The organism is Acinetobacter pittii ATCC 19004 = CIP 70.29, from assembly GCF_000369045.1.
Lineage (GTDB): Bacteria > Pseudomonadota > Gammaproteobacteria > Pseudomonadales > Moraxellaceae > Acinetobacter > Acinetobacter pittii.
In genome coordinates, this window is the sequence record NZ_KB849786.1 from 712,550 (window position 1) to 735,543 (window position 22,994).

General features: G+C 37.9%; 24 protein-coding genes. 11 read left to right on the forward strand and 13 right to left on the reverse strand.

The genetic code is table 11. The features are described 5' to 3' along the window. Positions 1 to 40: 40 nt before the first annotated feature. The gene (locus tag F928_RS07485) at positions 41 to 985 is read right to left on the reverse strand and encodes an alpha/beta hydrolase (protein WP_005073484.1); all 945 of its coding nucleotides are present in this window, start codon (positions 983 to 985) and stop codon (positions 41 to 43) included. A 183-nt stretch (positions 986 to 1,168) separates the two neighbouring features. Here F928_RS07485 and pheA point away from each other — a divergent pair, with 183 nt between their 5' ends. The 5 genes from pheA to pepD all read left to right on the forward strand — a co-directional run bounded on the left by pheA (position 1,169) and on the right by pepD (position 8,418). Continuing rightward, the gene (gene pheA / locus F928_RS07490; RefSeq protein ID WP_002049199.1) at positions 1,169 to 2,278 is read left to right on the forward strand and encodes a prephenate dehydratase; all 1,110 of its coding nucleotides are present in this window, start codon (positions 1,169 to 1,171) and stop codon (positions 2,276 to 2,278) included. 107 nt (positions 2,279 to 2,385) lie between these two features. Further along, a complete protein-coding gene (gene aroA, locus F928_RS07495) occupies positions 2,386 to 4,632 on the forward strand; it encodes a bifunctional prephenate dehydrogenase/3-phosphoshikimate 1-carboxyvinyltransferase (RefSeq protein ID WP_016806004.1) in 2,247 nt (748 codons plus the stop codon). A gap of 127 nt (positions 4,633 to 4,759) precedes the next feature. Further along, positions 4,760 to 5,143, forward strand: coding sequence for a hypothetical protein (locus tag F928_RS07500; protein ID WP_002118252.1), 384 nt, complete (start codon positions 4,760 to 4,762; stop codon positions 5,141 to 5,143). A 233-nt stretch (positions 5,144 to 5,376) separates the two neighbouring features. Beyond that, positions 5,377 to 6,807: a formylglycine-generating enzyme family protein gene (locus F928_RS07505; protein ID WP_005073488.1), complete on the forward strand. Its 1,431-nt coding sequence runs from the start codon at positions 5,377 to 5,379 to the stop codon at positions 6,805 to 6,807. Positions 6,808 to 6,957: 150 nt separating this feature from the next. After that, a complete protein-coding gene (pepD, locus tag F928_RS07510; protein WP_002115300.1) occupies positions 6,958 to 8,418 on the forward strand; it encodes an aminoacyl-histidine dipeptidase in 1,461 nt (486 codons plus the stop codon). Positions 8,419 to 8,451: 33 nt separating this feature from the next. Here the strand turns inward: pepD and rtcA are convergent, their stop codons facing one another. The 5 genes from rtcA to rnz all read right to left on the reverse strand — a co-directional run bounded on the left by rtcA (position 8,452) and on the right by rnz (position 13,165). Further along, entirely contained in the window at positions 8,452 to 9,498 is a 1,047-nt protein-coding gene (gene rtcA, locus F928_RS07515; protein WP_005073491.1) for an RNA 3'-terminal phosphate cyclase, read from the reverse strand. Between the two features lie 259 nt (positions 9,499 to 9,757). Next, complete coding sequence (locus F928_RS07520) at positions 9,758 to 10,216, reverse strand: DIP1984 family protein (protein ID WP_005073494.1); 459 nt, start codon at positions 10,214 to 10,216, stop codon at positions 9,758 to 9,760. Next, a complete protein-coding gene (locus tag F928_RS07525; protein WP_005073496.1) occupies positions 10,213 to 10,662 on the reverse strand; it encodes a hypothetical protein in 450 nt (149 codons plus the stop codon). Before F928_RS07525 ends, F928_RS07520 begins: the two co-directional genes overlap by 4 nt. Before the next feature lie 4 nt (positions 10,663 to 10,666). Further along, complete coding sequence (locus F928_RS07530) at positions 10,667 to 11,935, reverse strand: RtcB family protein (RefSeq protein WP_005073497.1); 1,269 nt, start codon at positions 11,933 to 11,935, stop codon at positions 10,667 to 10,669. A gap of 255 nt (positions 11,936 to 12,190) precedes the next feature. Then, positions 12,191 to 13,165, reverse strand: coding sequence for a ribonuclease Z (gene rnz, locus F928_RS07535; RefSeq protein ID WP_005073498.1), 975 nt, complete (start codon positions 13,163 to 13,165; stop codon positions 12,191 to 12,193). Between the two features lie 67 nt (positions 13,166 to 13,232). Between rnz and rtcR the strand changes: the two genes are divergently transcribed. After that, the gene (gene rtcR / locus F928_RS07540) at positions 13,233 to 14,834 is read left to right on the forward strand and encodes an RNA repair transcriptional activator RtcR (RefSeq protein ID WP_005073499.1); all 1,602 of its coding nucleotides are present in this window, start codon (positions 13,233 to 13,235) and stop codon (positions 14,832 to 14,834) included. Positions 14,835 to 14,891: 57 nt separating this feature from the next. Here the strand turns inward: rtcR and F928_RS07545 are convergent, their stop codons facing one another. Beyond that, on the reverse strand, positions 14,892 to 15,524 hold the full coding sequence (locus F928_RS07545) for an alpha/beta hydrolase (protein WP_005073500.1): 633 nt from the start codon (positions 15,522 to 15,524) through the stop codon (positions 14,892 to 14,894). Between the two features lie 125 nt (positions 15,525 to 15,649). Between F928_RS07545 and yaaA the strand changes: the two genes are divergently transcribed. Beyond that, on the forward strand, positions 15,650 to 16,423 hold the full coding sequence (gene yaaA, locus F928_RS07550; protein WP_005073501.1) for a peroxide stress protein YaaA: 774 nt from the start codon (positions 15,650 to 15,652) through the stop codon (positions 16,421 to 16,423). A gap of 19 nt (positions 16,424 to 16,442) precedes the next feature. Beyond that, positions 16,443 to 17,066, forward strand: coding sequence for an HD domain-containing protein (locus F928_RS07555; protein ID WP_005073502.1), 624 nt, complete (start codon positions 16,443 to 16,445; stop codon positions 17,064 to 17,066). A 123-nt stretch (positions 17,067 to 17,189) separates the two neighbouring features. On the opposite strand, the gene thiG is transcribed toward F928_RS07555, so the two are convergent. The 5 genes from thiG to F928_RS07580 form a co-directional block, all read right to left on the reverse strand. Next, complete coding sequence (gene thiG / locus F928_RS07560; protein WP_001154366.1) at positions 17,190 to 17,975, reverse strand: thiazole synthase; 786 nt, start codon at positions 17,973 to 17,975, stop codon at positions 17,190 to 17,192. Positions 17,976 to 17,988: 13 nt separating this feature from the next. After that, complete coding sequence (thiS, locus tag F928_RS07565; protein ID WP_002115323.1) at positions 17,989 to 18,186, reverse strand: sulfur carrier protein ThiS; 198 nt, start codon at positions 18,184 to 18,186, stop codon at positions 17,989 to 17,991. Positions 18,187 to 18,199: 13 nt separating this feature from the next. Continuing rightward, positions 18,200 to 18,565, reverse strand: a complete 366-nt coding sequence (locus F928_RS07570; RefSeq protein ID WP_002115263.1) for a DUF423 domain-containing protein — start codon at positions 18,563 to 18,565, stop codon at positions 18,200 to 18,202. 111 nt (positions 18,566 to 18,676) lie between these two features. After that, complete coding sequence (gene rpoH, locus F928_RS07575; protein WP_002115267.1) at positions 18,677 to 19,543, reverse strand: RNA polymerase sigma factor RpoH; 867 nt, start codon at positions 19,541 to 19,543, stop codon at positions 18,677 to 18,679. Between the two features lie 133 nt (positions 19,544 to 19,676). After that, positions 19,677 to 19,922, reverse strand: a complete 246-nt coding sequence (locus tag F928_RS07580; RefSeq protein WP_005068314.1) for a sulfurtransferase TusA family protein — start codon at positions 19,920 to 19,922, stop codon at positions 19,677 to 19,679. 372 nt (positions 19,923 to 20,294) lie between these two features. Here F928_RS07580 and cspG point away from each other — a divergent pair, with 372 nt between their 5' ends. Both cspG and rhlB read left to right on the forward strand, forming a co-directional pair. Further along, complete coding sequence (cspG, locus tag F928_RS07585) at positions 20,295 to 20,507, forward strand: cold-shock protein (RefSeq protein WP_000126912.1); 213 nt, start codon at positions 20,295 to 20,297, stop codon at positions 20,505 to 20,507. A gap of 109 nt (positions 20,508 to 20,616) precedes the next feature. Beyond that, positions 20,617 to 21,768, forward strand: coding sequence for an ATP-dependent RNA helicase RhlB (rhlB, locus tag F928_RS07590; protein WP_002115257.1), 1,152 nt, complete (start codon positions 20,617 to 20,619; stop codon positions 21,766 to 21,768). 37 nt (positions 21,769 to 21,805) lie between these two features. Here rhlB and F928_RS07595 read toward each other — a convergent pair whose 3' ends face one another. After that, positions 21,806 to 22,186 carry a putative periplasmic lipoprotein gene (locus tag F928_RS07595; protein ID WP_005073503.1) on the reverse strand — a complete coding sequence of 127 codons (381 nt, stop codon included), beginning with the start codon at positions 22,184 to 22,186 and terminating at the stop codon, positions 21,806 to 21,808. Positions 22,187 to 22,390: 204 nt separating this feature from the next. Between F928_RS07595 and F928_RS07600 the strand changes: the two genes are divergently transcribed. Next, positions 22,391 to 22,966: a nitroreductase family protein gene (locus tag F928_RS07600; protein WP_005073504.1), complete on the forward strand. Its 576-nt coding sequence runs from the start codon at positions 22,391 to 22,393 to the stop codon at positions 22,964 to 22,966. The last annotated feature ends 28 nt before the right edge of the window (positions 22,967 to 22,994 follow it).

A 22,994-nucleotide genomic window follows, 5' to 3' on the forward strand; every position in this document is an offset into this window, starting at 1 on the left:
AAGAACAACGAAATAATCATCTTTAAATGTAATTATGTTTTTACTTGGCTGGCTGCTGCAATGGCCCATCAAATAAAGATTTACAGCTTTCTAAATTTTGACATGAAGCAAACATAAGTGCTTTAGGCAAGCTCGCATACAAATTTGTAATGTGTTGTTCAGCAGGGTTATAAAAATGCCAATAACTAAACAGGTTTGAACGTTTATTCTCTAAAGCTTTAAAGAAATCTGCTTCATTAAATTTATTGTTAAGTTGAGTACGAGGGCCACCTTGCTCATGTGTCCCGACTGTGGTCATGAGTAAAGGGTAATGATTTGGTTTCTGACTTTGCCAATGATTTAACTGCTGAAATAACATGCCTTGGTCAAACCAGAGGGAAGGGCTTGCAGCAAAGTAACGCTGAAATGCATCTGGCTTTTGAAAAAAATGATAAAGCACAAATAAACCTCCAAAAGAATGTCCATAAAGACTTTGCTGTTGGCTATTAATCGGAAATTGTTTTGCAATTGTAGGCTTGAGTTCGCGATTTAAAAAAGCAATAAACTGATCAGCACCCCCATATTTATATTTACCTTGTGCTTGAAATTGGGCAGAAGGTTTTGGAGTGTAATCATAAGCACGCTTTTGCACATCAAAGGTTTTTTGCTGAGGGTAACCAACCGCTATTATCATGAGTGGATTTAGTCCTAATTTGGTAGAACCAGCGCCAATCGACTGAGCAATATTGGCAGCACTTGGAAATATAGCATTTCCATCTAATATATAAAGTACTGGATACCCATGTTGGGGCGGGGCGACAGGTGGTTTATAAATTTGAATAAGATAATCATGGCCTGTATTTTTAGATTTAATTTGAAATTGTGCCTGATTATTTTGAAAAACGATTTTTGGTTGATTTTGTATAGGCGTTTGGGCGAAGGTAGAACAGCTTATTAAAGTACTAAATAAAAAACTAGTAGATAAAAGGAAAAATGATCTTTGCATAATGGGCGATAATAAAATTTATTATACAAATGATAAATGAAAATCATTATCAAATAAAGTAATCAAGAAATGGAAGCAAAAAGGTTAATGAAAAAAGCTCTTACAGCTATATTGCCTAACAAATCAAAGCAGACTATTGTTATACTCTCGTTTAAAAGATGATTTTACTGAGGCTGCATTCTAATGATCAACGATGATCAAAACAAAACGACTTCTCTTAGTTTAGAACAAATTCGTGAAGATATTGATAGTGTAGATCAACAGATTCAAGAATTATTAAATCGCCGCGCAAGCCTTGCTGAAGCTGTTGCTAAAGCTAAATTTGCTTCTGAAGAGAATCCTTTGTTTTATCGTCCTGAACGTGAAGCACAAGTTTTACGCAAAGTCATGGAGCGCAACCAAGGTCCTTTGTCTGATGTCACCATGGCGCGTTTGTTCCGTGAAATTATGTCTGCTTGCCTTGCTTTAGAAGCTCCGCAAAGTATTGCATTTTTAGGACCAGAAGGTACTTTTACTCAATCTGCTGTGCTTAAGCATTTTGGTAAAGATGCAGTTGTTCGTCCACTACCAACAATTGATGAAGTGTTCCGTGAAGTGGAAGCGGGTAGCGCACATTATGGTGTAGTCCCAGTTGAAAACTCATCTGAAGGTATTGTGAACCATACTTTAGATTGCTTTAAAACATCGAATTTAAATGTGATTGGTGAAGTTGAATTGCGTATTCATCATCAATTTCTAGTCTCTGAAAATACACGTAAAGACAGTATTAAACAGATTTATGCCCACCAGCAAACTTTGGCTCAATGTCGTCAGTGGTTAGATGCGCATTATCCGGGTGTTGAGCGTGTTGCTTTAAACTCAAATGCGGAAGCTGCACGCCGTATTCGCAACGAATGGCATTCAGCAGCAATTGCATCTGATATTGCAGCCGGTATGTATAACCTTGAAATCTTGCATAGCAATATTGAAGATAATCCGGAAAATACCACTCGTTTCTTAGTCATTGGCCGTGAAAAAATTCCACAAAGTGGCAATGACAAAACATCGTTATTAATTTCGGCACATGACCGTGCAGGTGCTTTATTAGAAATTTTAGCGCCGTTTGCAAAACATAATATTAGCTTAACGAGTATTGAGACTCGTCCAGCATTACCTGAAAAATGGGCATATGTATTCTTTATCGATTTGGAAGGTCATATCGATCAAGAGAACGTTGCTGCTGCAATCAATGATATTCGCCCAATGGTAAAAGAGCTTCGTATTTTAGGTTCTTATCCTGCTGCCGTTCTCTAATTACTCATGTTGGAATAATGACATGCATCAAGATGGTCATGTCATTATGCTTAAAAACAAATTGCTCAAAGGTTTAAATCACTTTGAGCAAAAGCAAAGTTGAAGTTATGTCACAACCCCTATTTAAAAAAGTTGCATTTATTGGTTTAGGACTCATCGGGTCGAGTTTGGCACGGGTTATTGTTGCCGAAAAGTTGGCGACAACTATAGTGGCTTCTACACGCTCACAAAAAACTTTAGAAGATGCAAAATCACTTGGCTTAATACAAGAAGGATTTTCTGATCCTGTAGAGGCTGTGAAAGGGGCAGATTTAGTTGTTTTAGCCTTGCCAGTACGTGCGACACAAAAAGTGCTTGAACTAATTAAACCTTATTTGACAGAAACTACGATTGTAACTGATGTAGGAAGCACAAAAGGTAATGTCGTCGATGCAGCAAAAGCTGTATTTGGTGAAGATTTACCAGCAGGCTTTGTACCGGGTCATCCTATTGCTGGTAGTGAGCATACGGGCGTTCATGCAGGTAAAGTCGATTTATTTGCAAATCACAAAGTTATTTTAACGCCGTTACCAACAAGTGCAGAATGGGCTGTTGATAAACTAATTCAACTTTGGTCTGCTGCTAAAGCTGAAGTCATTTGTATGGACGTTGCCAAGCATGATGAAGTTTTAGCACATACAAGTCATTTACCGCACTTGATGGCATTTAATTTGGTTGAGCAACTTGCGAATCGTGAAGATAATCTTGATATTTTCCGCTATGCAGCAGGTGGCTTTCGTGACTTTTCAAGGATTGCAGCTAGTGATCCACAAATGTGGCATGACATTTTCTTTGCCAATAAAACAGCCATATTAAATGCTGTAGATGGCTTCGAAAAGCAACTTACCGTACTTAGAAAATTGATTGAAAACGAAGACTCTCATGCATTAATGGGTTTACTCGGCCATGCTCAGGCAGCACGTCAGCATTTCAATCATATGTTAGCCAAAAAACCTTTAATGGAGAAAAATAAGGTGACACAGCAATTCAGTATCTTACCGGGAAATAAGGCATTTAAAGGTAAATTTACCGTACCGGGTGACAAATCTGTGTCACATCGCTCCATTATGTTTGGTGCTATTGCCGAAGGCACTACGCATGTAACAGGCTTCCTCGAAGGTGAAGATGCTTTAGCAACTTTACAAGCTTTCCGTGATATGGGTGTAAGCATTGAAGGCCCTAAAAATGGTGAAGTGACCATTCATGGCGTGGGCATGCATGGCTTAAAAGCGCCAGCAAGTGCATTGTATATGGGTAATTCTGGTACAAGCATGCGTTTGCTTTCAGGCATGTTATCTGCACAAAAGTTTGATTCAGTGATGACTGGTGATGCTTCACTTTCTAAACGTCCAATGGAGCGTATTGCTAAGCCATTACGTTTAATGGGTGCACAAATTCAGACTACAGGTGAGAAAGGTACACCACCTGTCAGCATTACGGGTAGCCAGCAATTAAAAGGCATTCAATACGACTTGCCAATGGCATCTGCTCAGGTGAAGTCGGGTATTTTACTTGCGGGTCTATGGGCTGAAGGTGAAACTTCGGTAACTGAGCCAGAACCAACTCGTGACCACACAGAGCGCATGCTTCGTGCATTTGGTTATGATGTTAAAACTGAAGGCAATAAGATCTCTCTTGTTGGTGGCGGAAAATTAGTAGGTACTGATATTCAGGTTCCATCTGATATTTCATCTGCTGCTTTCTTTATGGTGGGTGCTGCAATTACTGAAGGTTCCGATGTTGTTCTGGAAGCTGTAGGTATTAATCCAACACGTACTGGCGTAATTGAAATTTTAAAACAGATGGGTGCTGACCTGACTGTTGAAAATGAACGTATTGCCGGTGGCGAGCCTATTGCTGATATTCATATTAAAGGTTCACGCACACTTAAAGGCATTCATATGCCGGAAGACCAAGTTCCTTTAGCAATTGATGAATTCCCAGCTTTATTTATTGCAGCAGCTTGTGCCGAAGGCCAAACAGTATTAACTGGTGCGGCAGAACTTCGTGTGAAAGAGTCTGACCGTATTCAGGTTATGGCCGATGGCTTAAAAATCATGGGTATTGACTGTACGCCAACTGATGATGGCATCATTATCGAAGGTAAAGGCAAATCTGGCGATTGGTCACCAATCTTTGCTGGCGGTGAAATCGAGTCACATCATGACCACCGTATTGCTATGAGTTTTAGTATGGCAGGTCTTCGTAATTCTGGTCCGATTACAATTCATGGTACTGAAACTGTGGCGACAAGCTTCCCGACTTTCACTGAGTTGGCGAATCGTGCAGGCTTAACAATCGAAGTTAGCCAATAACTTTTGACCTGACACATTTTATAATTGCTAACACAATAGCAACGGCAGCAGCGGGCTAAAGGCTTGGCTGCTGTTTGTTTATTGCTTATGCTAAGCGCAGATAATGATAAAAGTGTTAGGACAAAGGATGAAAAAATTACAATTTATTGCCAGTTGCCCACAGCATGGGGTGCTTGATCATCCGCCAAATGAATGCCATATCACTCAAGAATATGTAGCGGCTTTACTGTTTAAACAATTGGGGCATTATGGCTTTGATGCACAGCATATTGTGCATGAGCATGAAAAGGTAGAAGTGAGTATTGATAATCATCTTTTACCTTTGTCTATTACTTGCCAGAAAACAGACCATGAAGGGCATTTGATGTGTGAAATCTCTGCCAATCCTGATGAAGAACAAGATTGGTTTGAGAAAATCGAAACACAAAGCATTATTCGTCAGCTTGCGCAGGCCGTTGAAAATAGTTTGAAAGCTGATCATAGCTTTTCTCAATTTGTTTGGAAGTCTTAATCAATTAATTATATTTTATTAAGTAAGAGTGAACATATTTGTTCACTCTTTTGATTTATTAATATTGATAAGAGTTATTTATTTTTGTAGCGACATTATTTAATAAAAATTAACAAACGAAAAAATAATATTGTTTGAATTTTGAACTAATTTTCTATTAATTTAAAAATACTTTTTAACAAAGAACAACTCAATTTCCTCTTCTTATTTATATTATTTTACAGAGAATTAACATGAACATAATTTCCAGTAATTATTTAAAAGGCTTTGGTATATTGATTATCTCCTTATTATCAGCGTGTAATAGTGATGATAAAGATACAACCATAAATTCAACGAACCAGAAGTTGTTAGAAGGAACAATTACTTCCTTAGAGAGTCTTAAGCAAAATCTAGTATGGCAAGAAAATCAGTGTGATAGTGTCTATTCTAAAGTTATCAGTGAGGCAGCAATTGCTCAAAAATCAGCGGCAGAACTAAGAGCTAATATCGCTAGTTCAAATAATTTGGGAGTTTTTCTTGATAATCAAATTATCCCGAAACTAGCTCAGCTTACCGATGAGTCAACTGTATTAAGAGCGAGGTGTAATGCTCCAGACTATGATGGAACAGGCGTAAGTATTGAACGACCTGCCATGCTAAGAGAAATGTTAAGTGAATGGCAAGGAACAATTAATTTATTAATTCATCAAATCAATAACCCGCCAAATATGAATCCTGAAATTAAATTAGCCTCATTAACCAACACCAATATTAATCAATCAACACTAGCAAAGTCTAAATTCAAAGATTGTTCAGATAGTTTTTGTCCAGAAATGACGGTTATTCCAGCTGGCAGCTTTTTAATGGGCGGAAATATAAATGAGCAAGAACAACAAAATGTACCAGCTCAATCTCGACCATACGAATTACCTCAGCACTTAGTACAAGTCGAAAAACCATTTGCAATGTCAACTTATGAAACAACAATTGCTGAGTTCCAGGCTTTCCAAAAGGAAACTGGATGGGAAGTCGAGGGGTGTCGTAATTGGGAAACACGCAATGGTGTCTTCAATATGTGGTATCGAGATGATTTAAATCCGAATAATTCTGGTATGAATCAAACACCTCAGGATCCTGTTGTATGTGTACGTCGTGAAGATGGAAGAGAATTTGCGAAATGGTTATCTAAAAAAACAGGTCAGACCTACCGTTTACCAACAGAAGTTGAGTGGGAATATGCGGCGCGTGCCGGAACGACAACAGCGTATTATTGGGGAGATGACCTTAATCTTGACCAAGCTTGTAAATACGCAAATGTATTAGATCCATCTACAGCGGCAGCATTACCCCAAACCAGTGGTTGGAGTCTATTTAAATGCACGGATGGTTATGCATTTACATCACCAGTCGGGAAGTTTTTACCAAACAATTTTGGTTTATATGATATGAGTGCCAACGCACGAGAATGGGTGGATGACTGCTGGCATTCAAATTATGAAAATGCTCCTAGTGTGAATCGTCGCTGGGGTGAAGAAAATAATGGACAGTGTAATTTCCCAGTTTTACGTGGAGGGGCATGGATATATAACACTTATAACGTGCGAACTGCTTATCGTAATGCGTATGTAACTTCACAAGCTCGTTCAATTATGTGGGGATTCCGTTTGGTTCGCGAAATTTAGCTTTGATTTTTATACCTAATATATTCTACATTTAAAGTCATTTTTTAATTTATCAGCGTCGATTTTAATAAAAAGCTAAAACTGCGCTGATAAATTCTTATCTTTCAATAAACCTACGTTTATTAAGAATATTTGTGAGAGTATAAATATATGGTGCCATTTGATTTTTCGAACTTATCTCCTCAAGTGGTTTGGCAGCATTTTCAAACACTTTGCACTATTCCTCGCCCATCGAAGCATGAACAGCAACTTCGTGAGTTTTTAAGAAACTGGGCCGAAAGTCGAAATTTAGAAACTTACGTAGATGAAGTGGGGAATTTGATTATTCGTAAGAATGCGACTCTGGGTAAAGAACATGTGTCTGGTGTTATTCTGCAAGGCCATTTAGATATGGTTACTCAAGCCAATACTGGCACAGTACACGACTTCTTTAAAGACCCGATCCAGCCAGTCCTCGAAGATGGCTGGTTAATTGCTAAAGATACTACTTTAGGTGCTGATAATGGCATTGGGGTAGCATTAGCTTTGGCAGTTTTAGACTCAAATGATATTGCTCATGGGCCAATTGAAGTTCTTTTAACAGTTGATGAAGAAGCAGGGATGAGTGGTGCGCGACTTTTACAGGCAGGTGTACTAAAAGGGAAGTGGTTATTTAATATTGATACAGAAGAGTGGGGTGAGTTGTATCTCGGATGTGCTGGTAGTATTGATGTTGAAGTTGAGCAACCGCTTAATTATGAACCAATTCCTGAAAATTTGAATATTGTTAATATTCAGGTGGCTGGTCTTAAAGGTGGCCACTCTGGCGTAGATATCCATTTAGGACGTGGTAATGCCAACGTTATTCTGGCCCGTTTTTTAAATCAGCATTTAGCGAAGCTTGGTGGACGACTTGTTGAGTTTATAGGTGGTACAGCTCGTAATGCTTTACCTCGCGAAGCTGTAGCAACCATTGCCATTTCATCTAACCAATTGCCTGAATTAGAAAAATTACTCGCTGAATATCAAACGATATCGAAAGAACAGCTACAAGGTATTGATGACAATCTGCAATTAACTATTCAGCCTAATAGTGCTGAAGTGACCGAAGTGATTGCTCAACAACAGCAAAATGAATGGTTGCAAGCTTTAGCAACAAGTCCTTATGGCGTTGCAAGTATGAGTCAGGTTCTATCAGATGTAGTTGAGACTTCAAATAATATTGGAGTGGTGAGACTAAATAGAGAAGGTGGAAAAGCTGTTTTAATGGTTCGCTCAATGGTGAATCAAGAGGCTCAAGATTTTGCAGAAAAAATTCAAAAACATTTCAGTCAATTTAATATCGGCTCTACACTTACGCCGTTAGTGTCGGGTTGGACACCAAATCCAGATTCGGCTGCTCTAAAGTGCTTACAGCAGGCCTATCAAAATGCATTTAATATTGAGCCAAATCTAAAAGTAATTCATGCAGGCTTAGAGTGTGGGATTATTGCCGAGCATTATCCACATTTACAAATGGTTTCTTTTGGACCGGATATTCAAGGTGCGCATGCACCGGGTGAACGAGTCAAAGTTGATACTGTAGAGAAATGCTGGAAGCTGTTGGTAACAGCTTTAGCATCTGTAGAGTAGTTTTTACAAATAAGAAGCTCAATTGTGAGCTTCTTAAACTTTAACTTTTACATGAAAATGATGTGGATTTAACTCGACAAATTCGATTTCACAATCAATAAATTTTTCAATCATGGCTGCTTGAGTACGAGTATGTTCGCTAATACATTGTGCGGTGAATTCACCACCTTGACCTAAAGCTAAAGGCAGAAGCAATTGATCTGCCAAATACTCATCTACAACAGCCTGCGAAGATAAATATAGATTTACATCTTTTGCTAAATGTTCAGCTATTTGCTCTGCACTTTTGCGCATCTCACCTAAAGCTGTAAACAGTTGAGTGTGATATTGATGAGCAACTTTCACATAGACTGTATTGCCTTGGCTAATTCCATTTAAATGAAATTGCTGCTGAGAGCTTAAGTTTAGTTTTTTACTTAATGTGGTTAATTCACGTTGTGCTATCTGTGCTTCTTCTGAAAGATTTAATACAGCTGCAAAGGCCTCATTACTTTGTAAAGCACCGCGATCTAATAAATTTAGCTTGTTTCGATGTTGCCATGGTTGAACGGTAACCTGAATTTCACCTGCACCAATTGGAAAGAAGCCGGCTTTACTTAATTTAAAATCTACGTTAATTCCAATTTGAGCTAGAGCAGGTAAAAAGCAGTGTTCAATAAAATCTGCTGTTGGTGCAAGTGGGTTATGTGTACCGCCTGAAATGGTGAGTTCGCTAGCTTCATTTTGTAATAACAAAACAGGTAGAAGCGTTTGTAAAACTAGGGTTGTACTACCCGCAGAACCGATTTGAAATTGATATTTACCACTTTGAACATGCTGAGGTGCGAAATATAAACGTTGGCTATGTAATTCAGCACCTTCCACATAAGCTTGGCTAATTTGTTGAGATGCCTGTACACAGACCAAATGCTGGCGCATTAAACCTGGTTTTTTACGTCCTGCACGTATATTAATTAATTCAAAGGGCTGACCTGTAATCATTGAGAGGGCAAGGGCGGTTCTTAAAATCTGTCCACCACCTTCACCTTGTGAACCATCAATTTGGATGGTTTTGGGCATATTTGCCAAAGCTTTATTCACTTCTGTTTTCCTTATTTTCTAATTTAATGAACATACTGTCAGTACATGGTAATGCGAAGTAACGTGTGGCTTTGCTTTTGACAAAGGTTTACTAGGTGCATAGTGCTGAGTCTGATAAGTGAATATCGATGCACGACTCACATGCTGCCATAGCCGCCTGAATTATTTTCAATCCCTCAGATCGGAGTAATGCAGGATCTTGTACTCGCCCAGTATGTCCAAACTTTGATTGTGAAAATGATTTCACAAAATCTATTGTTTAATCGATTAGATCAATTTGCCAATTAGCGGCCTGAATTTTAACGTTTAAGTCACGGAGTTTTGCACTGATATCATCCGCCTGCTTTTGTAAGCTAGAAACAGGAATGACTTTCTTCCACTTAATTTCACGTGAGCTATAACGATCAGGTTCTCGATGTGTATTGGCAATCGCATCTATTAAAATCTTATGCTGTTCAGCATAACTATCACGCAAGCTTAATAGGGACAACAATACTTTGCCATCTTCCAGTTTTGCTTGTGCATTGGTCAAGTGAATACGACAAATCAATTGATTGCTTTCCTGAGTTAAAGCGAATACTTGTTTGATGAGCTCATTTGGATCTTCACTAGGTTCATCACCTTCTTGTACCAATACATTGGCATTAATTCGTTGTTTTAACGAAGCAAGCTTTTTTTGTTGATCGCTTCGAAGTAAAAGTGCTTCTGCGAGTTTCATTCTTCTATCTCTATTTTATTCCAGTCAAAATTATCATCGGGTAGGAAATCTGAATAATGGGTTTGAGTATGCTGCATAAATTTAATAAACAAATTACTCATGTAATCAGGTTTTAAATGAATTAAGGCTGTTGCAGCAATAATGATTCGACTGATTGCAGCCTCTGTAAACTCTTGCTCACTTAGCTCGGTAAATGATTGATGACAACTCCCATGCTTTAACCAATTTCTGACTTTATTAATTTCTTTAGAAACTAGTTTTACTTGTAAGTTGTTGTTTATCTCAATATTTTCACTGACTTGATGAAATATATAGCCACTTTTAATTTCACCAAAAATACCTTCCGCAGCACCAGCTAAAGTAATAGCTGGTACAAATGCATTTTCATATAAATAGAGTTTTATTGCCCATTCAAATTGCACAATTCCAGTTTCAATTTGGTTCATTAGATCACCCTTTAACACACACCACTTGTCGTAAGGTATACACTACTTCAACCAAATCGCTTTGTGCTTTCATTACATCTTCAATTGGTTTATATGCCGATGGAATTTCATCAATAACAGCAGCATCTTTACGGCATTCCACACCTTCAGTTTGTGCAATCTGATCTTCAACAGTAAAACGTCGTTTTGCTTCAGTACGGCTCATAACACGGCCTGCACCATGCGAACATGAACAGAAAGATTCCTGATTTCCAAGCCCACGGACAATAAACGACTTCGCTCCCATTGAGCCTGGAATAATTCCATATTCACCTAAACGCGCACGAACTGCACCTTTACGAGTGACCATCACTTCTTCACCGTAGTGTTCTTCCTTTTCCACATAGTTATGGTGACAGTTCACTGCTTCCAAACGTGCCTGAAAAGGCTTTGGTACAATAGTCGCCAAGGCTTTAATCGCAGATTGCATCATGATTTCTCGGTTCTTCATTGCAAAGCGTTGAGCCCAACCTACAGCAAACCAGTAATCATCAAAGTGTTCAGTTCCTTCTACTAGGTATGCTAAATCTTTATTTGGCAAATTAATGAAATGCTTCTCCATGTCTTTACGGGCAAGTTCGATAAAATGATTACCGATAGCATTTCCTACACCACGAGAACCTGAGTGCAACATAATCCAAACATGATCATGCTCATCTAAACAGATTTCGACAAAGTGGTTTCCCGTACCTAAAGTTCCCAAATGTTTGCGGTTGTTGGTGTTTTTTAAACGTGGATGTTTTGCACAAATGTATTCAAAATCTGCAACTAGATCAGCCCAAGCTTGATCTACCATTTCTGGTGGAGTTTCCCATGAACCACGATCACGTCCGCGCTTAGTCATTCCATGTGGAATTAATCGTTCTAGTTCAGTACGTAGAGCATATAAGTTATCTGGTAAATCTGAAGCAGTTAAGCTTGTACGGGTTGCCATCATTCCACAACCAATATCTACACCCACAGCTGCAGGAATAATTGCCCCTTTAGTTGGAATTACGCTACCAATAGTTGCTCCTAAACCGAAGTGTACATCTGGCATGACAGCCATCCACTTATAAATAAAAGGCATTTGAGCTGTTTGTAATAATTGTTGTTTTGAGTTGTCATCAACAAGCACGCCTTTAGTCCACATTTTGACTGGCATACTTTTTTCATTTTGCAGAACTTCATAAGAACGTTGTTGCTGCTTTTGTTCAAACTGAGCTTGTTGGTTAATTTCTTCAATGACAGACATTTTCTTTTCCTTTCAAAGCCTGCCTGCCAAGCGTTTGCAGGCAGGTGTTATTCACAAGATCCCAATGATGTTGTGTGCTTTGTACTATTGCACTGAGTGTGCCAACTTTTTAAAAAAGCATTTAATTTAAGTATAAATTATTGAAAATAATAAATAAAAATAATTTTATCTTCTGTCGGATAAATTTTATTGGCGGTTTTTAATATTAAAAATATATCTAAAAATATATTTAAATATCTTTTTGGATATATGTGTTTAATTGGGCTTCCCGTTTTTATCGACTTTTAGAAGCTGTCCAGCTTCATTTAAAGTAAATTCATCAAAATCATTTGCTAAATAAAAATGACCTTTATAAAACTGGCGAACTTCTTCAGTAATAGCTTGCTGCCCAGCTTTATCCTGATGTCTAGGGCTAAAATGCGTCAGAATTAAATTACTTAAAGATTGCTGTTCTGCAAATTCAGCCACCATTTTTGCTGAGCTATGCATTGGACCTTTGCCGACTTTATCTAAAACCGTTTGCAAGTAAGTCGATTCGTGAATAAGGAGTTGAGCATCTTTGCAAGCGTCAGCTAATAGTTCAGGTTGGTCATTATCACCACCTATAATTGCATGAACTTGTTGATTTTGAACTTTGATAAAGTCTTGAGCTTTTAAAGTTTGCCCCTCAAATTCAACATTGTAGCCTCGTTTTAAATGGCCCCACATATCGCCTTGAGGTACGCCAAGCTGAGTTAGAGCTTGGGTATCTAACTTCTTCTGAATAGATTTGATATAAATGCTAAAAGCAAAACTTGGAACACGATGGCTTAGAGGGTGTGCTTGAACAATGAATTCGTCAGTGATCTGTTGTGGCTGTGTTGCTTCATTTACATCAATAAATTGAAGGGAATAGGGCAAATGTAAGTCTGTAAGCTGGGCAGTGATTTCAAACCATTGCTGAATTTCTTTCGGTGCAATCACGATTAAGGGCTTGCTACGGGCATTCATGCCTGCACTTGCCAATAAACCAACTAGACCATAACAATGATCGCCGTGAACATGTGTAATACAAATGGCAACTAGATTTTGTAGTGAAAGTTTAGCTTGTTGAATGCGGTGCTGTGTACCTTCGCCAGCATCAATTAAAATCCAGTCCTTATTTTTGCTGTTGCGAACTGCTAATCCTGAAACATTACGTGTTAGGGTTGGTACACCTGAAGATGTGCCTAAAAAAGTAAAATGAAGCATATTCTTGGAATTTTTTGGTCAAATGCGTATTGTATATTATAGACACTTATAAAATTTTATAGAAATTATGGCGGATGCAAAGAAAACAGTCGTTATTGGCTTTGTCGGTTCTACGCTTGATCAGGGGAGAAGGCCGGATCGATGGCAACGTTGGCGTCCTACGATTAGCCTGTTAATGCATGAAGATTTGCTTGTAGATGAATTGGTACTTTTACATGATCGACAACATCATAATTTAGTTAAATCTATAGCAGCAGATGCTAAAGAGATTTCTCCACAAACACAGGTTTCTGGACATAAGGTCAGTATAAAAGATCCTTGGGATTTTGCTGAAGTTTATGGGGCACTTTATGATTTTGTAAAAACCTATCCGTTTGATGTCGAAAAAAATAACTATTTATTGCATATCACAACGGGAACACATGTTGCCCAAATTTGTTGGTATTTATTGGTAGATGCACATTATTTACCTGCTCAGCTTATCCAAAGCTCACCTAATCAACCAAAGACCCCAAAAGGTGAATATAGAATTATTGATCTGGACCTGTCTCGATACGATGTTTTAAAACAGCGCTTCGATGATGAACAAAAACAAAATTGGCAACAACTTAAAGCAAATATTTCTACTCATAATAAAGCGTTTAATCAGCTTATTGAGGAAGTTGAATTAGTTGCAACCCGCTCTAGTGCACCTATTTTGATTATGGGGGCAACAGGGGTTGGTAAGTCTCATTTAGCAAAACAAATTTTTCAGTTAAAGAAAGATAAATTTCAATTAAGCGGTCGTTTTATTGATGTTAACTGTGCAACCTTGCGTGGTGATAGTGCCATGTCAACTTTATTTGGTCATATAAAAGGTGCATTTACAGGAGCAGCAGCTTCTCGTGCTGGTTTATTAAAAAGTGCTGACCAAGGCATTTTATTTTTAGATGAAATTGGTGAATTAGGACTTGATGAACAAGCTATGCTGCTAAAAGCGCTAGAAGACAAAAGTTTTTTTCCTGTTGGAAGTGATAAGGAAATTCAGGCCGATTTTCAGCTAATCGCAGGTACTAACCGTGATTTACGCAATGAGGTTCAAGCTGGTCGTTTTCGTGAAGATTTATGGGCTCGTTTGAATACGTGGACGTTCTTCTTACCAAATTTAAAAGACCGTGTAGAAGATATTGCACCCAATATTGATTTTGAGCTACAGCGTTTTGCTGCAATTCATCAAAGACAATTACGTTTTCAACGTGATGCTTTAGAAACATATTTAAAGTTTGCTAAATCAGTAGATGCATCATGGCAAGGAAATTTTAGAGATTTAGCAGCGAGCGTAACTCGTTTGGCAACTTTATCGCAAGGTGAGTTAATTCGCCGTGAAGCTGTAGAAAAAGAAATTCAACGTCTAAAGCAGCTTTGGCTTATTCAGGATGAATCTTACAATGATAAAAATACAGATATTTTGTTGAACTATTTAAGTCCTGAGCAGCTAGAACAAATAGATGAATTTGATCAGATTCAATTACGAGGTGTGCTCAAAATCTGCGAAAATTCAAAATCCATGGCAGAGGCGGGAAGACAACTCTTTTCAGTATCTCGACAACAACGTAATACAACAAATGATAGTGACCGAGTGAAAAAATATTTAGCCCGTTTTGGGTTAAGTTGGAATAATTTTCAATAATGACACGGCTTATAAAATGATGGGCATACTCTCAAGTTATGCCCATCAAGTTACCGTTTATTTCATGATAATAAAACGTGTAATGATTTGGCGAAGCTGCTTTAAATAGCCTGTAAAGAAGTGGTTAGCACCCGGTAAAATTGTGATTGGATGTTTTTGTGGTTTTGCCCACTCAATTGCATCTGAAAGTAAAGTAATATCATCTTGCTCACCATGAATGAGTAGAATATCACCTTGAATTTCAGGAGTTTTATAGTGGCGTAAACCTACTACAGTAGCTGTTGGTAAACCACATAAAATTAACTGTACAGGTCGTAATTCAGGTTCAAGCTGTGCAAAGCATTTTGCTAAAACATATGAGCCAAAGCTAAAACCGCCTGCATAAAAGGGTAGGCCTTCATGAAGCTTACGAACGTGCTCAATTACAGCTAAGATATCTTCAGTTTCACCATGGCCTTCATCATGAATGCCTTCACTGCCGCCTAAACCACGGAAACTAGGACGGTAAACAATACAACCATATTCATTAAAAATTTGGGTTAAAAGGGCAGGGACTTTATGCTGAGGGGTTCCACCTTGCAATGGGTGCGGATGGCAAACAACCGCAAAGCCTTTGATTTCACCTTCAGGGCGGTCAACGAAAAGTTCAATTTTACCTACTGGACCCTGGATGAAAGTTTGCTCAGACATATAAGAACCGCTAAATAACAATACGTAGTGCTATTTTACCGATAGTCGTCATTGAAAACACGAGTTAGCATTAAAAAATATCTACTGTTATAGTTGGTATTAAGAATAATTTTTTCAGGTTGTCTATGCTTGCTTTAATTTCTCCTGCAAAAACTTTAGATTATGAAACAGCGTTACCTACAGATGAGTTTACTCAGCCTCGCTTGTTAGAAAACTCAGCACAATTAATTGATGTTTGCCGCAAACTTTCTGCTTCGGAAATTGCGAGTTTAATGAGTGTAAGTGAAAAAATTGCCACACTAAATGCAGATCGATTTAGAGACTGGAATCCCGAATTTAATTTCTCAAATGCTCGCCAAGCAATTTATGCATTTAAAGGGGATGTGTATACCGGTTTAGATGCGTACCTTTTAAAAGATAAAGATATTGACTTTGCACAGCAGCACTTGCGTATGCTCTCTGGTCTATATGGTTTATTGCGTCCTTTAGATTTAATGATGCCTTATCGTTTAGAGATGGGTACTAAATTAAAAAATACTAGAGGTCATAATTTGTATGAATTCTGGGGTGATATCATCACTAACCAAATTAATGAAGACTTGGCCGCAATTAAATCTGAATTGCTGGTAAATCTAGCTTCAGATGAATATTACAAGTCTGTCAATGAAAAGAAAATTAAGGCTGAAATTGTGAAGCCTGTTTTTCTTGACCAGAAAAATGGCAAATATAAAGTCATTAGTTTCTATGCGAAAAAAGCACGTGGTTTAATGGCTCGTTTTATTGTTGAAAACCAATTAAATAAAGCTGAAGACATCAAAGCGTTTAATACCGAGGGTTATTACTTTGATGCTGATAACTCATCGGCAAAAGAGTTAGTATTTAAACGTGATGAGCAATAATCTTAAGCGTGGTTAATAGATGACGATGCAGCTTTATTTATCAAAACTAAAGCATGTTTGGTTTGAGCTGCATCAGTATTATAATTTTTCTGAACCGCAGAAAATCTATGATGAACTTATTGCGGCTTATAGTGAAAAACAGCGAGCCTACCATACCGTCCAACATTTATATGAATGTTTGAGTTTAATGGAGGCGGTCCAATACGAATTAAATGATCCGTATGCTGTTGCATTGGCTCTCTGGTTTCATGATGTTATCTATGATCCTCAAGCACCAGATAATGAGCTTAAAAGTGCTGAGTTATTTGAACAATTGATGGCGCAAGATTTATCGTTTGATACCCTAAAGAAAATAAAGCGTTGGATTCTTGCGACTCAAAAGCATGCATTAACCGATGAAATAGATTTGCAATTTTTGTTGGATATTGATTTAGCTATTTTGGCAGCAACACCTGAACGTTTTATCCAGTATGAACAGCAAATTCAGCAGGAGTATTCTTGGGTTGATCCTGAAGTATATGCGATTAAGCGAAAAGAAGTTTTAATGCATTTTTATCAGTCTGAGCCACTTTATCAAACTGTATATTTCCAAAAGAATTTTGAGTTAAACGCCAAGGATAATTTAAGACAAATATTGGAATAGCCTAAGTTAGGTATAAGAATTTAGATCTACCATTAGAATAAAGCGATATATTTTTAAAAGGTAAAATGGTTATATGGTAGGAGAGAGGAACCACTGAAAAAGCAGTGATTCCTTAGAAATAAATTATTTAAAGAAATAACCTGTTTCAGGTGAGCTTGCATTTGCCATACGTTTACGTGGCATACGACCAGCTAAAAATGCTTCACGTCCAGCTTCAACAGCTTTTTTCATCGCTGAAGCCATCAAAATAGGGTTTTGCGCAGCTGCAATAGCAGTATTCATCAATACACCATCACAACCGAGTTCCATTGCAATAGCAGCATCACTTGCTGTACCAACGCCTGCATCGACTAAAACTGGTACTTTCGCATTTTCTTTAATAATTGAAATGGTATGTGGATTTAAAATACCTAAACCTGAACCAATTAGACTGCCTAAAGGCATAATCGCAACACAGCCCATACTTTCAAGTTCTTGAGCAATAATTGGATCATCAGAGGTATAGACCATAATTTCAAAACCATCATCAATCAAAGTACGAGCGGCTTTTAAGGTCTCGGTTACATTTGGATATAAGGTTTTTTCATCGCCCAAAACTTCAAGTTTTACTAGGTTATGACCATCGAGTAACTCACGCGCTAACATGCAGGTACGTACTGCGCTATCAGCATCAAAACAACCTGCGGTATTTGGTAAAATTGTATATTTCTCTGGTGGGATGACCGAAAGTAAATTCGGTTGATCTGGATTTTGTCCAATATTCACACGGCGGATTGCGACAGTTACGATTTCTGCACCACTGGCTTGAATAGCTAAATCCGTTTCATTTAAGTCTTTATATTTGCCAGTTCCGACCAATAAACGAGATTGAAAAGAACGTGAACCAATAATGAGAGGGGTGTCTTGCATGGATAACTCCGACTTAGCCGCCGCCAACAGCGTGAATAATTTCGATACGGTCATGTTGAGCAATAGAAATTTGCTCTAATTTGCTTTTAGAAACGATTTGCTGATTGTGCTCAACAGCAAAACGTTTTCCTTCAAGTGCCAACTCCTGAATGAGTTGCAACAGGTTTTGGCTAGGCGTGTCCGTTAATTCGCCATTTAAATAAATTTGCATGATCACATTCCGATTATTTTGCGTATTTGAAAGCATTCCAAGCCAAGACTAGCCACCCCGCAATCATTAAGGCTCCACCAATTGGCGTAATTGCGCCTAATATTCGTGGTAAACCTAACGCCATGATATAAAGCGAACCACAAAAAAATAGAATACCAATCTGGATAAGCAAGAAAGATAACTTGATTGGGAAATGAGGAAGAACCTTACTTAAAATACCAAGAGCTAATAGGCCAAGCGCGTGATAAAAAAAGTAGTCGGTTGCAGTCTGCCACCAAGCAAGTTGCTCAGGACCCGCGTGAGCTTTAAGACCATGTGCTCCAAAAGCACCCAACATGACTGCAAAAGCAAGATTAAGGGCTGAAATGGCGATCCACATAACAAAAAACGCAAATGAATAATGAAAGGCAACGTTAACATAGATTAGGTTGGCTAAACATAGCCAGATAAAACAAAAGGGCGATTCGCCCTTTTATTTTTTTCATTTATTTTAACTTGCTGACATGGCAGTTTTAATCTTTTCCATCGCATTTTTTTCAAGCTGACGAATACGTTCTGCTGAAACATTATATTCAGCTGCTAACTCGTGAAGAGTAGATTTGTCATCATCTAACCAGCGGCGTTGTAAAATATTACGCGAACGGTCATCTAACTGGTCCATCGCATCATGCAAGGCTGAAGTACTTTGCTCTTCCCAGTCTTCGTTCTCGACTAAACGGGCAGGGTCGTAGCGGTTATCTTCAAGATACAACGCAGGGGCAGTATGTGGGGTATCGTCGTCATCATCGCCTTGTGCTTCAAAAGCAGCATCATAAGCAGTTAAACGACCTTCCATTTCCAGAACTTGTTCTGGAGTTACATTTAAGTCATTAGCAATCGATTGAGCTTCTTCGAGCGTTAATTTTTTACTCGATTTTTTTAAACTACGTAAATTGAAAAATAATTTACGCTGAGCTTTTGTCGTTGCAATTTTGACGATACGCCAGTTGCGAATAACGTATTCATGAATTTCTGCCTTAATCCAGTGGACGGCAAAAGATACTAGACGCACGCCCATATTTGGGTCGAAACGTTTCACGGCTTTCATTAAGCCTAAATTACCTTCTTGAATAAGGTCGCCTTGTGGTAGGCCATAACCTGCATAGCTGCGCGCAATATGAACGACAAAACGTAAATGCGACATTACCAGCATTTTTGCGGCATCAAGATCTTGGTCATAATAATAACGTTCAGCAAGTTCTTTTTCTTGCTCGGCCGTTAAAATAGGAATCTGATTGACAGTACTGATATATGCACCAAGGTTTACACCGGGCGCAGACAATGACAGGGGCATCAATTGATTGCTGCTGTCACTCATGAGTTCTCCTTATAGGATCGAATGGAATAACCAATAAATTCATCTTAATTTGAATCAGCTTCATAATTAAGGAAAATTGGGTAGAGAAATGTAAAATTTTATGCAATTTCTAATCTTTTAGTTTAGCAAAGAATTATTGAGTTTCAATTAAATAGTGAAATTCTCTTTCTGATATGTGTGTAGTTTGACACGTAAAATGATGTAAACCACAGTAACGAGTTACATCAATTTCACTATGAGGATCTGAAGATTTTAATAAAAATTGTTGTTTGCCTGACGCTTTTTTAAGTTCACGTTTTAGCATTAACAATGGCATTGGGCAGGGTTGCCCAAGGGCATTAATTTCAATGGGTGCTGTATTAGAAGAAGTATTGCTCATTCATCATCAAAACAACTAAAAAAAATATTCTAACAAATTTTTAATAAATACAGCATATTTTATGAAAGAAGATGCAGGAATTTCTATAAAAAATATTGTAATAAGCTGTTTAAAAAAAGAACTAAAAATAGGGGAAATATTTGAAAAAAATTCTATTAATTGTCATAAACCCGTGTTAAGCTCGAACCGTTTTAGGATTTACCACACAATCAAATTGATTTAATAACCCTATAACAAATGGATGTAACCGGAAATTGTTGATAGTTTTACAGAATGATTACAAGCTTTAAGATTATAAATATTTTAAAACCTTGTTTGCTCTGCTGTTTGCAACACCGGAAGGTCCTTTTTTCAACATCTGAGGATTGACTTATGACAGCTCGTGAACAAGGCGTAGTAAAGTGGTTTAATGACACTAAAGGCTTTGGTTTTATTCAACGTAACGGCGGCGACGATGTATTCGTTCACTTCCGTGCAATCGTAGGTGACGGTCACCGTTCTCTACGTGATGGTCAACGCGTGGAGTTTAGCGTTGTACAAGGTCAAAAAGGTTTTCAAGCTGAAAACGTTCAGCCTTTAGACTAAGACTAATTCATCTTTTTGATGAATGATGGACGCTCCAATTTTTGAATTGGGGCGTTTTTGTTTATAATGATCTTCTCATTCGAGAGATTGTTTGTTAGAGCGCGTATTTATGACATCTGGTTTTGAAACCTTGAATTTACATCCGCAACTTAAAAAGGCGATTGATGCTTTAGGGTTTACTCAAATGACCCCAATTCAGCAAAAGGTTTTAAAATATACATTAGCCGGGCATGATGCAATTGGGCGAGCACAAACAGGAACAGGTAAGACAGCTGCCTTTCTGATTAGTGTAATTAATGATTTACTCAATAATCCGATTCAAGAGCAACGCTTCCGTGGCGAGCCTCGTGCTTTAATCTTGGCGCCTACTCGTGAGTTGGCATTGCAAATTGAAAGTGATGCGAAATTTCTCACAAAATTCTCTAATTTACATTTAGTGACCCTATTGGGTGGTGTTGATTTCGATAAGCAGAAGAAGCAACTTGATGCTAATTTTGTCGATATCATGGTAGCCACACCTGGGCGTTTAATCGATTTTGTAGAACAAAAAGAAGTCTGGCTCGATCAAATTGAATTTTTAGTTATTGATGAAGCTGACCGTTTATTAGACATGGGCTTTATTCCTTCCGTAAAACGTATTGTTCGTTATTCACCACGCAAGGAACAACGTCAAACACTCATGTTCTCAGCGACGTTTAGTTATGACGTCTTGAATTTGGCAAGACAATGGTTATTTGAACCTGTAACTGTTGAAATTGAGCCTGAACAAAAGACCAATAACGATGTAGAACAACGTGTTTATGTTGTAGCTAAACAAGACAAATATCGTTTACTACAAGATATCTTGCGTGAAGAGCCAATCGATAAGGTCATGATTTTTGCTAATCGACGTGACCAAGTCCGCCGTCTTTATGATCATTTAAAGAAAGATGGATATAGAGTCGGTATGCTTTCAGGTGAGATTGCTCAAGATAAACGTTTAAAAATGTTAGAGCAATTTAAGCAAGGTAAACATAATATTATGATTGCGACGGATGTTGCTGGTCGTGGTATTCATGTGGATGGCGTGTCGCATGTCATCAACTTTACGTTACCTGAGCAGTCTGATGATTATGTACACCGTATTGGTCGAACAGGTCGTGCTGGCTCACAAGGGGTAAGTATTAGTTTCTTATCTGAAGATGATGCCTTTTATTTGCCCGAAATTGAAAAAGCAATTGGTAAAAAATTACCACTGACCAGATTAGATGGTTATTGCTAATAAAAAAATCCCAATCAAATGATTGGGATTTTTTTTATTAATTAATTTTACAATAGAAAGTAAGCGTTGTTTGGTAGTCATCATCTTTTGCTAAAGATGCATTTTTACCAGTTAATGTACCAATAACACCTGCTGCTGCTTCAACCATTTGACCGGTTTTTTCACTTACAACATCTTTTAATACACCGTTATATGTTGTTTTTTCATCTACAACGACTGGTGTAGTGTTTTTTGAGCAAGTTTTTTGAGCTGCAGTAATCGCATTATTTTTCGCAATTAAATTGGTTTTGCCAATACCTGTAACTTCAAACTGATTATTTTCTTTTTGAACTGCTAAAGTATTTTTAGGAGTAGTTGCACAAGCACCAAGTAATAAAACAACACCGCTCATTGCGCTCGCTAAAATTATTTTTTTCATAATGCACCTAAAGTTAATCGCTAAAAGACATAGCTATTTGAACATAAGTTTTCTAGTTGATTTTGAAGACGTTGTATGAGTTTTGATGTTTTGTATTAAAAAATGTCAAAGTGAGAGTTCGCTAATTTTATAAGCTAGATTCAATGGTGGATTAACGGTAGATTATGCTAATCTATTTTGAATTTTTGAGTTAGATCAATATTAATGACGGAATCAGCAATACAAATAATTCACCAAAATATTCATCAGCGTCAGTCTATTGGCCAATTAGTTGAGCCAGCTCCAAGTACAGAGCAATTAGAGTTAGCTTTCCAAGCAGCTTTGACTGCTCCAGATCACCATAGACTTAAGCCAACGCGTTTTGTGGTTGTTTCAGGCGAACAACGTGGTGCTTTTGGTGAAGTTTTAGCAAAAGCTCTAGCAGATTTAGGTGAAACTGATCCCGCTCAACTCGAACGTGTTAAACAACATCCTTTTCGCGCACCATTACTCATTTTAGCGCTTACACAACTACAAGATCATCCGAAAGTACCCCATTTCGAACAAATCTTAAGTACGGGTGCTGCGGTACAAAATCTTTTATTATCTCTACAAGCTCAAGGTTTTTCGACCATGTGGCGTAGTGGTGCAGTTGTCGAATCAAATTGGTTAAAGCAGCATTTAGGTCTGCAACCTCGTGATTTAATTTCAGGTATTATTTACGTCGGCACAGCAGCTAAAGTAATTGCACCGCGTGCAGATATTGAAAGTAAAGAATTCGTAAAAGTTTGGCAGGCTTAAACGTCTGTAGAAGTAAGAAATAGGATAA